This is a genomic window from Xenorhabdus beddingii, assembly GCF_002127545.1.
GTDB classification, from domain to species: domain Bacteria; phylum Pseudomonadota; class Gammaproteobacteria; order Enterobacterales; family Enterobacteriaceae; genus Xenorhabdus; species Xenorhabdus beddingii.
This window is the reverse complement of sequence record NZ_MUBK01000001.1, coordinates 61,310-74,220: the sequence shown is the minus strand read 5'-3', so window position 1 is coordinate 74,220 and position 12,911 is coordinate 61,310. Positions and strand designations below refer to the sequence as shown.

The following is a 12,911-nucleotide window of genomic DNA, read 5'->3' as shown; positions in this document are numbered from 1 at the left end:
TTCCAGTATTTATTAATGAAGGATTAATGAGTATTTTAAATCTTTGGCGACAATTTGGTAGGCGTTATTTTTGGTCTCACCTTTTACTGGGCATGGTTGCTACAGGAATTGGTGTTCCTACTGTTTTTGCCGGGGTGACAGAAAATCTTTCCCATACAAATACTTCCTCTACTCAGGAAAACCAGAACCAAGCATTTTCCTCGTTCGAGCAGTTGTTCCAATTACATTTATTTCAATTAAAAAGTGTTCAACGTCAACCCGCTAATTATTTAAATTACTGGCAGCAACATGCTGTTCGTAATGTGATCCGTCAACTTTCTTTTGCTTTTTCGGTGACAGAACCTGTCAGGCACGAAGCCGCAAAAGAAAGTCGCCAGATCTCATCCCCATCCATGCAGCAACTGATGCTGGATACGCTGCATGCGATGCTGACTCAGACACCAATGCCATTTGATGAAACTATTTTTGATGAAACTATCTCAAGTATAGCAATGGCGCAGGTTGTACATCCTGATACCTATACCCCGGCACTCTGGGTAGCCAAAATTCAGGGCATCAGGGCAGGGCCAATCACCATCCAATCATCTTTACTTTAATGCCTCTGTCTTACTTTTCTTTTAATTAATAAGACAGTTTTTAGGAAATGATTGATTGGCTACAAAAGTGGCCTTATCTGAGAAGTACTCACTATGTTGATTAAATTACTGACGAAAATTTTTGGTAGCCGTAATGACCGTACTCTGCGCCGTTTGCGCAAAGTGGTTGATGTCATCAACCATATGGAACCGGATTTTGAAAAACTCTCTGATGAAGAACTGAAAGCGAAAACGGATCAATTTCGTGCTCGTCTGAAGGCAGGAGAGTCACTGGAAAAAATTCTGCCGGAAGCCTTTGCTACCGTGCGTGAAGCCAGTAAACGTGTTTTTGGTATGCGTCACTTTGATGTGCAATTGCTGGGCGGGATGGTATTGAATGAACGCTGCATAGCGGAGATGCGTACTGGTGAAGGTAAAACGCTGACCGCAACGCTGCCCGCTTATCTTAACGCCTTAAGTGGACGAGGCGTCCACGTTGTTACCGTGAACGACTATCTGGCACAGCGTGATGCTGAAAACAACCGTCCACTTTTTGAGTTTCTTGGCCTGAGCGTGGGCATTAACTTGCCCGGGATGCCAGCGCCTGCGAAACGTGAAGCCTATGCCGCCGACATCACTTATGGCACCAACAATGAGTATGGCTTCGACTATCTGCGTGACAACATGGCGTTTAGTCCGGAAGAACGAGTCCAACGCAAACTGCACTATGCACTGGTGGATGAGGTTGACTCCATCCTGATCGATGAGGCTCGCACCCCATTGATTATTTCCGGGCCGGCGGAAGATAGCTCTGAACTTTATATCAAAGTGGATAAGCTGATCCCGCAACTGATCCGGCAAGAAAAAGAAGATTCAGACACATTCCAAGGTGAAGGGCACTTTTCTGTTGATGAAAAAACACGTCAAGTCCATTTGACAGAACGTGGTCTGGTACGGGTTGAAGAATTACTGGTGGAAGCCAAAATGATGGAGGAAGGTGAATCCCTGTATTCCCCGACCAACATCATGCTGATGCACCATGTGACCGCAGCCCTGCGTGCCCACGTTTTGTTTACCCGTGATGTGGACTATATCGTCAAAGAGGGTGAAGTCATCATTGTTGATGAACATACAGGGCGTACCATGCAGGGGCGTCGCTGGTCTGATGGCCTTCATCAGGCGGTGGAAGCTAAAGAAAGCGTCGAAATTCAGAATGAAAACCAGACGCTGGCTTCGATCACATTCCAGAACTATTTCCGTATATATGAAAAATTGGCTGGAATGACGGGTACGGCGGATACAGAAGCCTTCGAATTCAGCTCCATTTATAAACTGGATACCATCGTCATTCCAACAAACCGCCCAATGGTCCGGCAAGATTTACCCGATCTGGTTTACATGACAGAAGAGGAAAAAATCGAGGCAATCATTCAAGATATCAAAGAACGCACAAACAGCGGCCAGCCTGTTTTGGTGGGAACCATTTCCATTGAGAAATCTGAACTGGTTTCTAAGGCATTAACTCAAGCCGGCATTGCACATAACGTCTTGAACGCGAAATTCCATGCAATGGAAGCTGACATTATCGCTCAGGCCGGTCAGGCCGGCACAGTGACGATTGCGACTAACATGGCGGGTCGTGGTACTGATATCGTGTTGGGCGGAAGTTGGCAAACCGAAGTCGCTAAACTGGAAGAACCAAGCGAAGCAGAAATCGAGAAAATCAAGGCGGCATGGCAAGCACGCCATGATGCAGTCCTGGCGGCAGGGGGGTTACATATTGTCGGCACAGAGCGCCATGAATCCCGCCGTATTGATAACCAGTTACGGGGTCGTGCGGGACGTCAGGGAGATGCGGGTTCTTCGCGCTTCTATCTCTCAATGGAAGACTCTTTGATGCGTATTTTCGCTTCTGACCGCGTTACAGGCATGATGCGTAAACTGGGTATGCAGCCAGGGGAAGCGATTGAACATCCGTGGGTGACTAAAGCGATTGCCAATGCTCAACGTAAGGTTGAAAGCCGTAACTTCGATATCCGTAAGCAATTGCTGGAATATGATGATGTTGCCAACGATCAGCGCCGGGCGATTTATGCTCAACGCAATGATTTGCTTGATGTGAGTGACGTCAGTGAAACTATTGCCAGCATCCGTGAAGATGTCTTCAAAGTCACGATTGATGCTTATATTCCGCCACAATCGCTGGAAGAAATGTGGGATATTGAAGGGTTGCAGGAACGTTTAATCAACGACTTCGATCTGGATCTTCCAATCAAAGAATGGCTGGACAAAGAGCCGGAATTGCATGAAGAAACGCTGCGTGAACGCATTTTTGAGAAGGCGATTGAAGTTTATAAACAGAAAGAAGAAATTGTCAGTGCAGAAATGATGCGTAACTTTGAAAAAGGTATCATGCTGCAAACCTTGGATACACTGTGGAAAGAGCATTTGGCAGCAATGGATTACCTGCGTCAGGGTATTCACCTGCGCGGCTATGCACAGAAAGATCCGAAACAGGAATACAAGCGTGAATCTTTTGCCATGTTTGCCAATATGCTGGAATCACTGAAATATGAAGTGATCAGTACCTTGAGCAAAGTTCAGGTCAGAATGCCGGAAGAAGTCGAAGCGCTTGAACTACAGCGTCGTGAAGAAGCTGAACGTTTGGCAAGACAGCAGCACTTGAGCCATGAAGTTGAGCAAGGTGCATTGATGTCAGAAGCTGAGGCTCAGATGGCAAGCGGAGAGCGTAAAGCGGGCCGCAATGATCCTTGCCCATGTGGCTCTGGTAAAAAATATAAGCATTGTCATGGCCGCTTATAATTAAACTTATCCGCTAAACTCTCGCCCAAGGTGGGCGAGAGTACAAGTATTGATAGCTAATAAATTGATTAATAAAAAGTATTTTCTCCATCATTCAATACCGATACCTGCATATTGCCTATATTTTCAATGAATTGATCATCATGGGAAATGAGAACCATAGCTCCGGCATAATCATGCAATGCTTGCTGAAGTAATTCGCGTGATTCAATATCCAGATGATTATCCGGTTCATCCAATAACAGCAGGGCGGGGGCATATGGCCCACAGAACAAGCACGCTAATGCGACCTTAAGTTGTTCTCCTCCACTCAGATAACCAACCGGCTTCAACGCCTCTTCGCCGCGAATACGTAATTGTGCCAATCGAGTACGGTAACGATCCTCAGTCCAGCCCGGTGATTGCAATTGGAAGTTATAGAGCGCGGATTGGGTTTTATCGAGGAATGAAAAATGTTGATCCATCAGACGATACGAAGGTGTTATCCGATAACGACCCTGTTTGGGAGGGATGTCTCCTGTTATCACTTTTAATAAGGTCGATTTTCCGCTACCGTTCTTTCCAACGACCGCAAGACGTTCACCATTATTGATGGTCAAGCTAATCGGAGAACTTGAACCAAAAGGTAAAATGACATCCTGTAAGTAAAGCAAGGGGGAGGTGGCTGCTTGTGGGGTGGCAACCGCAATTGACAATGGATCGATGATTTCCAGTTTCTCCCTGGCATCTGTAGCGAGTGATGAATGTCTTTGAATTCGCTCTTTGTGTTGTATTGCCTGCCGTGACAATGTGGCTTCTGAACGCCCAAGTTGACGATCAAGGAGGATTTTGGCCTGATTGGCATTTTCTCGTTTATGCTTGCCTTGACTCTGCCTTTTACTGGTTTTTTCAAGGTCTTTTTGCTTATCACGCAAAACTTGTTTCAGGTTTTTTCGCGTTTGATCGACTTCGCGTTGAACACCCAGCCTGAGTTGCTCTTTACTTTCCAGCCAAGTATCCCACCCACCGATACTGCGGGATAATCCCAATCCACTGAGTTCGTAAACAATCGATACATGTTGTAAAAGTTGGCTATCATGGGTGACCAGCAAAATACCCCCACTGAAAGTCCCGAGCCATTGAGCCAACCAAAGACGCCCTTGTCGGTCAAGGTGATTACTGGGTTCATCCAGAATCATAAAACCCGCCCCTTGCCGTTTTAGCGCCAATAGCCGGACCCGTGTCTGTTCACCACCGCTGAGGGAATCAAAAGGCTGCTCTAAGATGGTTGGATTGAGTTCACCTTCGGCAAGCAGAGATTCGGCCTGAAATTGCCAATCCCAGTGACCTTCCATGATATCAAAATCTGCTGCATCACCCACTCCCGCCAGAACACGCTTGTTGGCACTCATGATGTTGGTTAATCCCAGCATATCTGCGGTATTACCGGAGAAAGGGAGCAAACCCTGTGACAAGTAACCCACATCACAGAAATGTTTCACACTACCTGCTGAGGAAGGTATCTGTTTTGCCAGTATTGATGCCAGCCAGGATTTACCTATTCCATTACGCCCCACTAACGCGTGTTGCTCTGCATTTAAGAACATATCAATATCAGAAAACAGGGGCTTCGCGTCACCAGAAAATTGATGGGCGATCTGTTTTGCTTCGATCAATGATTGAACATCATTCTGCATAACGTTGCTTCCTAAATTTTTCAAATAGTAAAAATAGTAGGTTGAAGCTATTTGTCGGCTAATTTCTTACACTGTTTGCAGTCTGTTTTTACATGATATGTTGGATATGGTGAGGTTGTTGGCAATAGGAATCGATTAAAGGAAATACCCGTTTGCGATTTAAGCTAATTTTAATGTAGTCTGCAAGAGATAATCACCCAAGTTAAATAATCAACAGCAAGAAAAACGATTATGGAAAAAAAACATCTGTATATTGCAGCAGGTATTATTAAAAATAGCAATGATGAAATTTTTATCACACAGCGCAGTGCTGATTCACATATGGGCGGCTTTTGGGAGTTTCCCGGTGGAAAACTTGAACAGGGAGAAACGCCGGAACAGGCATTGATTCGGGAGTTAAAGGAAGAAGTTGGGATCACGGTCACTCATTGTGAAGTGATGGATACCATCACATACGATTTTCCTGACAGAAATATCACACTTTACTTTTTTCTGGTTGATGAGTGGAAAGATGAGCCATTTGGTAAAGAAGGGCAACCCTCTCGCTGGGTTGTACAATCAGAATTAATTGCGGATGAATTTCCTCCGGCAAACCGTACTATTGTGGATTTTCTGACAAGAGGTGACTCGAATTAACTATTTATTGGTTATATTGAAATATTAGTTATAAATGAAATTTCAAAATTGTAGGACATTTCCTTACTCCCCGCACTGCGGGAGTAAGGAATTTCAGTGTGTCACTATGATGAAAACGTATTTATTTAAATTATTGGATGTGATGTTTATTGGATGCGATGTTTATTGGAGGTGATGTATAGCCGCGCCAAATAAAACTGGCGCAGCTATACATCGATCACAAAAGTTAAACCCTATTACTGATAAAAATCGGGATCTTCGCTCCAGCTATCATTTTCTGAACAGTCGCTTTGACTCGGTATTTTCTTTTCTTCGCTGGCCCACTCACCTAAATCGATCAATTGGCAACGTTTACTGCAAAATGGACGATATGGGCTGATTTCTCCCCATATTACTGTGTTGCTGCATGTCGGGCATTCGACAGTCAATACTTCAGACATCTTACTTTCTCCTGCTTGATTTGAATTCTATGTTAACAGCAGGCTAATTCAAATGACAAATGGGCGGGTACCACGCCATTTTCACTGTCCATTGGCAAGAAACGGATAGCGAAACGTGTCTTATAGCCAGAGACTTGTGGATAAACCAATGTACTTAATACGACATCTAATTTTAATCTCAATAGGTCTGCCTCATCAGCATTTCCCTGATAAAACCCGTTATGACTCGCTTTAGGCGTGAATACTGCTGAGTGGCGTATCAGTCCCAGAATACTTTCCAATGCCTGTTGCAATGGACGAAGGCTGTCTAACCAGGTTTTGACGGCCTCATCCCTGACAGATTGCGGTAAATGTAACCACAGATGTAATGTCGGCAAATCGAAGCTACAACATCCTCCGGGGATACTGAGTCGTTGGCGCACCATGCTGATAATGCGGTCTTCTTTGATATATTGACTGAGCCGGGGGGCTTGATTCAAAGCAACACTGCGTTCCTTAAGCTGTTCTGCCAGGTTGTGGATCATGGCCGCATCAGCATTGGGAGCACCGATCCATTGTTTCAATTTTGCCTGCTGGCGATCTAGCTCTTTTAATAGTTCAGAGCGGACTTCGCCGCGTTCTAAGATCTCAATCAATTCGGCAATGGTACGGAAAAATGCGAGGCTACTTGCCTGAGAGTCCAAGTGACGCTGTTTTTCCAACTGTTGCAGTGAAGACTCAATCCTCAACCATGAACGCATTTTTTCATTGAGTGGATGTTCAAAAATAATAGAGGAGGTTGCATCACTCATTGTGGTTTTCCTGTCTGACTGATTTTGCTTGTTGTAAATACTGTTGATGTAATTCGACCACACGGGAGGTAATATTTTGCTCACTGTTGTGGTTCAAGATGACGTCATCTGCCTTTTCCAGTCTGGCATGACGGCTGGCTTGTGCAGCCAGAATATTTTCGACTTGCTCACGGCTCACGCCATCGCGGGCCATTGTTCGGTTTATCTGTATTTCTTCTGGAACATCAACCACTAAAATACGGTCTGCCAGATGGCTTAAATTATTTTCAATTAATAGAGGAACGACCCAAATAACATAGGGAGCAGTCACTTGGTTGAGTTGTCGCTGTGTTTCTGTTTGTATCAGAGGATGTAAGAGCGCATTGATCCACTGTTTTTCTTCCGGGGCCGCAAAAATTTTCTGACGCAGCCGCGCGCGATTAAGACTGTTATCGGCCAGTAATACGTCAGAACCAAAGTGCTCTGTAATTGCTTGTAATGCGGGAGTGCCGGGAGCAACAACTTCTCTGGCAATAATATCAGCATCAACAAGCGGGACACCAAGGGATGAAAATACATTAGAGATAGTCGTTTTACCGCTACCAATTCCACCTGTGAGTGCAACAATATAAGTCATTCTATCCCTTAAAATATTTCTGATAGCATAATTAAATTGTAACTCAAGGGAGCCGTATGGGCTATAAACAAACACGTATACCCGTCACACTTCAAGTTGCCTCTTTGTTGGCTCACTCCCTTGCCGCCGCGTTGCATCTTGAAATCCTTTGGGTATAAAAATATGGTCAGGACAATATTGTGCCTAATTGAAAAATAGGCAAATACATAGCCAGCAATAATAAACCCACCACGAATGCCATTATCAGCATTAATAGGGGTTCAAGTAATTGGGTTAAACCATCAGCAAGGTTGATGAATTTTTCTTGATACCATTTTGCAAGGTTAAATAAAAATAATTCTAATTCCCCGGATTCTTCACCTATTGTGACAAATTGTTGACACAATGAAGGAAAATATTTTGCTTTTTTTAACGCATCACTCATCGGAATTCCTTGTTGGATTTGCCGATGCAAATACTGTACTCCGGTGATAAAAACCGGATGATGAGTGGCATTTAGTGCGCACTCTAGCCCGGTCGTTAATGTTAATCCGGCTTTCTGTGTCATAAACAGAATGTGGAATATTTGATGGGTTTGTTGGTAAATCGTGAGTTGCTTAAACAGGGGGATTTTCAACAGAAACATTTTTTCCTTTGTTTTCACTATGGGAAAATGATGGCGTAGCCATAGATAACTCATCAGCGATGTCAATATTACGATTAGCAATAGCCCCCCATGATTAATCAAGAAATCAGAGCATAATAAAACGCCCTGAGTTAACAGAGGTAAGGCGGCATTAAAGGAAGAATAAACTTGTCGGAATTCCGGCAGGACAAAAGTCAGCATAAGAATAATAACCAGAAAGGTCACAAAAGCGACAATCAAGGGGTAACGATAAGCCTTCTGAATTTTCTTCTGCAACATATCTTGCTGTTCCAATCGATGAAGAATTAATTGACAGCAGTTTTCAAGCTGGCCGGTTTGTTCTCCTACCGCGATAATCTGGCAGAGTAAGGGGGGAAATAATTTCGGATAATATTCCAACGTTGCGGAGAATGATTCACCTTGACTAATCTTTTGAATCATATCAGTTAATACACATCGCCAAAGATCATGCTTACACTCTTGCAATAAGATAATTAATCCCCGGAGTAGAGGAATACCTGACGTCAGCAATGTACTTAGCTGGTGAATGAAATGCAGGCGATAAGCCATTTCTTTTTCACTGTAATGAATAAGTTTTTTGCATTTAATCGAATAGGGTTGCAAGTCGAGATAGCTTAAGCGTTGGAATACACTTTTTTTACTGTGGCCAATGGTTTCTCCTTTTATGGCTTTCCCATTACCGTTAATTGCCTGCCATTCATAAAGATATTCTATTTTCATGCTGTTTCATGGCCTGTGATCTGATAAATCTCTTCAAGAGTGGTGATCCCTTTTTCCACTAATGACAACCCTGCCGAGAAAAGTGTTGCATCCTGCTGTGAGGCAAGTAAATGTGAAATGTTATTACTTGCATGTTCAGACAGGGCTTGCTGGAATTCTGGTTTTATTTCAAGGAATTCATAAATGGCAGTCCTGCCGTAATAACCAGAAAAACAGTAGTCACAGCCAACGGCATTCCACTTTCTGACAGAGATCGGCTGTTTGATGGAAATAGATTTTTCTGTCGCAGCGTGTTTTTTTACCGATGGGGTGACGTCTATCTCATGGATACTATCAGGTATGATGGTGGGTATTTTGTCTTGCTGGCGACAATGGGGGCAGAGTTTGCGAACCAGTCGCTGTGCAATAATCAACTTCACACATGAAGCTGTAGTATAGCCAGAAATTCCCAAACTTTTCAGGCGGGATAAGGTATCAATGGTGGAATTGGTATGCAGCGTTGATAAAACCAAATGGCCTGTTTGCGCCGCTTTCATCGATATTTCGGCGGTTTCATTATCGCGAATTTCACCCACCATGATGATATCGGGATCTTGCCGTAATAATGCCCTGAGAACTTTGGCAAAGTCTAAACCAATCTTGTTGTTTACCGGTGTTTGGTTAATGCCATTCAATGGGATTTCAACCGGATCTTCGACACTACAAATATTCTTTTTAGCCTGATTTAAATATTGCAGGCAGCTATAGAGTGTGACGGTTTTTCCGCTACCCGTCGGGCCTGTCACCAGAATCATTCCTTGCGGTAAACGGATCTTCTGTTTTAACAGCAGTAACTGTGATTCAGGCAGACCCAGTTGCTCTAAGGACAATTGATGTATCGTATTCAAAATGCGCAGGACTATTTTTTCCCCATGCAATGTCGGTAGGGTTGATATGCGTATTGCATAGCTGTTTTTACTCTCACCCCAGTCAAATTGCCCATCCTGAGGTTGGCGTTTTTCAGCAATATTGAGTTTTGCCATGATTTTTAAGCGAGCGGGAATACTGGTATTCATTTCAGGCGGTGGCGTCTGCATGGTATGTAAGATCCCATCCACTCGAATGCGTATTTGATAACCCTGTTGGGAAGGTTCAAAGTGAATATCCGAAGCCCTTCTCTGGATTGAGGTTAATATCGTTTGATTAATTAATTGAATAACCGGGATATCGAGGTCTTCGTTCTGGATGTCGTCTTTTTGTATCGTATGATGATGGGAATAATGACTATCCAGACTATGAATACGATAAGATTCCATCCGATCACTTTCTGCACAGTGGTTTTCCTCTGATATCACTGGGTTTTCCTGTATCAACAGCGATTCTATTTTTGCTTGTGGCCAGATATCTATATTAACGCTTAATCCGGAAATAAAGCGCAATGCGGCTATGAAATCCTCATTGGGTGATTGACTACTGGCAATAGTAATCGTGTTGGGATCTCTTTTTATAATAATAACTTGGTTTCGTTGGCATAAATCCCTTATTTCTCTTTCCATTAAGAGGTATTCCTTATTTTTCATTAATGATCTTCCTTTAACATTAATATGGCAGTGACTTAATCATCTTATTTTTGAAAATAGCGATTGCGAAGCGTGTTTTTAGAATTTTAAGGTTTCCTGACATTTTAGTTTTAATGATTCATTTTTCGATTCACAAATGGTTTTCCATTGGGTGATCCCGGTTTTCGTATCTTGAGTCGGTTTTAAAATAGCATTGAGTCCGCTAAGGTTTTGTTGCCCTGCGACCGTTATTTCGCCATTTTTTACTGTGATGGAACTGATATAACGACTATTGTGGCCTGATGGAATGGATGCCTGACCCGAATGGCAGTCTCCATAGTTTTCAGTTTCAAAGCGACAAAGCTCTATGCCCGATTTATAAGGCACAATGGCTTGTAGCATATCGGTCAATGCGGCTTTTTGGATATATCCCTGATAGCTGGGAATACCAATCGCGCCGAGGATGGACACAATCGCCATAACAACCATCAACTCTATTAATGTAAATCCTTGCTGATTCATTTTTCTTCCTTATGTGTATTGGTGCGTATTGAGTCGGGCTATTAAATTTGCTTGCAGGTCAATGCTGAGGTGAATAAGCATGAAGTAAACAGAGAGAAATAAAATAGCTTTAGCTATATTTATGGAGCTGGCCTGAAAAAATAATTAGGTGTTACATTTTTTTGCAGAAACTTTTCGAGCTTGCCCGTAAATAAAAAAAACGCCACAAACATTGCTCAATGAGAGGTAGTGACATGCTAACCTGTTACACTTTAAATGTTCACGTTTTACTTGGTATGGGCAGGCTATGGATGTCGGAATAGCCGCGTGACAACCGTGTGATATTGAAATTTAAGGAAGGGACAAAAGAGTGAAGTTGCATGAAGGTTGGATTGATATTGCAAGAAAAGTGGTTTCTCCACATTGTGATCTGCGTCCAGAAGGTGAAGTGCCATCATTACTGGTTATTCATAACATTAGTTTACCTCCGGGGAAATTTGGCGGTCCTTATATCGATCAGTTATTTATGGGGACACTGAATCCAAAGGATGACCCTTTTTTTAATGAGATCGTCCACCTGCGTGTTTCTGCTCATTGTTTAATCCGCCGTGACGGGGAAGTTGTTCAATATGTGCCTTTCAATAAAAGAGCTTGGCATGCAGGTGTTTCCTGTTACTGTGAGCGTGAGAAATGCAATGATTTTTCGATAGGCATTGAGTTGGAAGGCACGGATTATGAGGCGTTTACTGAGACTCAGTACACTAAACTGGCAGAAATAACTGAGTTGCTTATCCGCCAATATCCCGATATCCGCGATAATATCACGGGGCACAGTGATATCGCACCGGGTAGAAAAACGGATCCCGGACCCTATTTTTATTGGGATTATTATCGACAACTATTGAAGGAGTGAGTTGGATGACTCTCTTTATTCTTTTGTTAATACTGGCATGGGAACGTGTGTTTAAGATGGGTGACCGTTGGCAGTTGGAACGCTACTTATCCCCGCTTTTTGCCAGAATAAAATCATATTCATTATGGGGCAGTTTGATCATGACTGTTCTGGTCGCTTTATTGACTTGGAAACTGATTGATATTTCTGACTCTATTGCTTTTAGTATTCCCGCGATTTTATTGGGTATTATCATCAGCCTGTTATGTATTGGGGCGGGAGAGCTGCGTCATGACTATCGTGGCTATCTTCAGGCTGTGCGTCATGATGACATTGAACAGCAGAATATCTATCTTGCCCGTTTGATGATGATTCAAGGAAAATTACCAGATACGGCAATCCCTGTTAATACGCTAGCACCTGTTAATGCATTATCCGAGACAATAAAGGATGGGCGGTTGCGTGAGATACAGAATGCCTTAATTTGGATCAATTTCCGTTATTATCTCGCCCCGATTTTTTGGTTGGTCGTGTTGGGGAAATTTGGGCCTGCCATGTTGATGGGATATGGTTGCCTCAGGGCTTATCAGGGATGGCTGGCACAGCATGCAACGGCGGTGCAGCGGGCGCAATCGGGGGTTGATGGCATACTGCATTGGTTGGATTGGCTGCCGGCTCGTTTGGCCGGTATTGCTTATGCTTTGTTGGGGCATGGTGAAAAGGCTTTGCCGGCCTGGATCGCTTCTCTCAGTGATTTTCGGACATCACAATATAGGGTAATCAGCCAACTGGCCCAATTCGCATTAAGTAAAGAGCCTCACCTTAACCCGCTAGAAACCCCTGTTGCGGCGGTAACATTAGCTAAAAAGGCGACCTTTACTATTTTGATTGTTGTTGCATTGTTAACGATTTATGGGGCAATCATTTAACCATAGTGGATTTGGTTAACCCACTTTCATTTTTATCCCCTCTATTTTTCAAGTGGTGGCTTTGCGGATTGTGTTTGCTTACCGGGCTGTTACAAATTGAAATCTATTGGGGATGATTCTTTGGCTTT

At 43.4% G+C, this 12,911-nt stretch carries 12 protein-coding genes; 5 read left to right on the top strand and 7 right to left on the bottom strand.

Going from position 1 to position 12,911, the window contains the following annotated elements; translation table 11 throughout:
- The first annotated feature begins 26 nt into the window (after window positions 1-26).
- Window positions 27-596, top strand: a complete 570-nt coding sequence (gene secM / locus Xbed_RS00320) for a secA translation cis-regulator SecM (protein ID WP_086110968.1) — start codon at window positions 27-29, stop codon at window positions 594-596.
- Window positions 597-689: 93 nt separating this feature from the next.
- Window positions 690-3,398, top strand: coding sequence for a preprotein translocase subunit SecA (gene secA, locus Xbed_RS00315; protein WP_086110967.1), 2,709 nt, complete (start codon window positions 690-692; stop codon window positions 3,396-3,398).
- A 68-nt stretch (window positions 3,399-3,466) separates the two neighbouring features.
- Here secA and Xbed_RS00310 read toward each other — a convergent pair whose 3' ends face one another.
- The gene (locus tag Xbed_RS00310) at window positions 3,467-5,074 is read right to left on the bottom strand and encodes an ATP-binding cassette domain-containing protein (RefSeq protein ID WP_086110966.1); all 1,608 of its coding nucleotides are present in this window, start codon (window positions 5,072-5,074) and stop codon (window positions 3,467-3,469) included.
- Window positions 5,075-5,305: 231 nt separating this feature from the next.
- On the opposite strand from Xbed_RS00310, the gene mutT reads away from it, so the two are divergent.
- Window positions 5,306-5,710 (top strand): 8-oxo-dGTP diphosphatase MutT, encoded by a 405-nt coding sequence (mutT, locus tag Xbed_RS00305; RefSeq protein ID WP_086110965.1) that lies wholly within the window; start codon window positions 5,306-5,308, stop codon window positions 5,708-5,710.
- Window positions 5,711-5,946: 236 nt separating this feature from the next.
- Here the strand turns inward: mutT and yacG are convergent, their stop codons facing one another.
- The 6 genes from yacG to ppdD form a co-directional block, all read right to left on the bottom strand.
- The gene (yacG, locus tag Xbed_RS00300) at window positions 5,947-6,150 is read right to left on the bottom strand and encodes a DNA gyrase inhibitor YacG (protein ID WP_086110964.1); all 204 of its coding nucleotides are present in this window, start codon (window positions 6,148-6,150) and stop codon (window positions 5,947-5,949) included.
- Between the two features lie 32 nt (window positions 6,151-6,182).
- The gene (zapD, locus tag Xbed_RS00295) at window positions 6,183-6,941 is read right to left on the bottom strand and encodes a cell division protein ZapD (RefSeq protein WP_086110963.1); all 759 of its coding nucleotides are present in this window, start codon (window positions 6,939-6,941) and stop codon (window positions 6,183-6,185) included.
- Entirely contained in the window at window positions 6,934-7,557 is a 624-nt protein-coding gene (coaE, locus tag Xbed_RS00290) for a dephospho-CoA kinase (protein WP_086110962.1), read from the bottom strand. Before coaE ends, zapD begins: the two co-directional genes overlap by 8 nt.
- A gap of 166 nt (window positions 7,558-7,723) precedes the next feature.
- Window positions 7,724-8,923: a protein transport protein HofC gene (gene hofC / locus Xbed_RS00285; RefSeq protein ID WP_086110961.1), complete on the bottom strand. Its 1,200-nt coding sequence runs from the start codon at window positions 8,921-8,923 to the stop codon at window positions 7,724-7,726.
- The gene (gene gspE, locus Xbed_RS00280) at window positions 8,920-10,482 is read right to left on the bottom strand and encodes a type II secretion system protein GspE (RefSeq protein WP_086110960.1); all 1,563 of its coding nucleotides are present in this window, start codon (window positions 10,480-10,482) and stop codon (window positions 8,920-8,922) included. Before gspE ends, hofC begins: the two co-directional genes overlap by 4 nt.
- 78 nt (window positions 10,483-10,560) lie before the next feature.
- A complete protein-coding gene (gene ppdD, locus Xbed_RS00275) occupies window positions 10,561-10,983 on the bottom strand; it encodes a prepilin peptidase-dependent pilin (RefSeq protein ID WP_086110959.1) in 423 nt (140 codons plus the stop codon).
- 349 nt (window positions 10,984-11,332) lie between these two features.
- Between ppdD and ampD the strand changes: the two genes are divergently transcribed.
- Window positions 11,333-11,875: a 1,6-anhydro-N-acetylmuramyl-L-alanine amidase AmpD gene (ampD, locus tag Xbed_RS00270; protein ID WP_086110958.1), complete on the top strand. Its 543-nt coding sequence runs from the start codon at window positions 11,333-11,335 to the stop codon at window positions 11,873-11,875.
- 5 nt (window positions 11,876-11,880) lie between these two features.
- Complete coding sequence (ampE, locus tag Xbed_RS00265; protein WP_086110957.1) at window positions 11,881-12,783, top strand: beta-lactamase regulator AmpE; 903 nt, start codon at window positions 11,881-11,883, stop codon at window positions 12,781-12,783.
- Window positions 12,784-12,911 lie beyond the last annotated feature (128 nt).

Excerpts from the sequence above, each read along its gene's own strand:
- coaE (WP_086110962.1), bottom strand. The coding sequence starts at position 7,557 with ATGACTTATATTGTTGCACTCACAGGTGGAATTGGTAGCGGTAAAACG.
- ppdD (WP_086110959.1), bottom strand. The coding sequence starts at position 10,983 with ATGAATCAGCAAGGATTTACATTAATAGAGTTGATGGTTGTTATGGCG.
- secA (WP_086110967.1), top strand. The coding sequence starts at position 690 with ATGTTGATTAAATTACTGACGAAAATTTTTGGTAGCCGTAATGACCGT.
- mutT (WP_086110965.1), top strand. The coding sequence starts at position 5,306 with ATGGAAAAAAAACATCTGTATATTGCAGCAGGTATTATTAAAAATAGC.
- gspE (WP_086110960.1), bottom strand. The coding sequence starts at position 10,482 with ATGAAAAATAAGGAATACCTCTTAATGGAAAGAGAAATAAGGGATTTA.
- hofC (WP_086110961.1), bottom strand. The coding sequence starts at position 8,923 with ATGAAAATAGAATATCTTTATGAATGGCAGGCAATTAACGGTAATGGG.
- ampE (WP_086110957.1), top strand. The coding sequence starts at position 11,881 with ATGACTCTCTTTATTCTTTTGTTAATACTGGCATGGGAACGTGTGTTT.
- zapD (WP_086110963.1), bottom strand. The coding sequence starts at position 6,941 with ATGAGTGATGCAACCTCCTCTATTATTTTTGAACATCCACTCAATGAA.
- secM (WP_086110968.1), top strand. The coding sequence starts at position 27 with ATGAGTATTTTAAATCTTTGGCGACAATTTGGTAGGCGTTATTTTTGG.
- Xbed_RS00310 (WP_086110966.1), bottom strand. The coding sequence starts at position 5,074 with ATGCAGAATGATGTTCAATCATTGATCGAAGCAAAACAGATCGCCCAT.
- yacG (WP_086110964.1), bottom strand. The coding sequence starts at position 6,150 with ATGTCTGAAGTATTGACTGTCGAATGCCCGACATGCAGCAACACAGTA.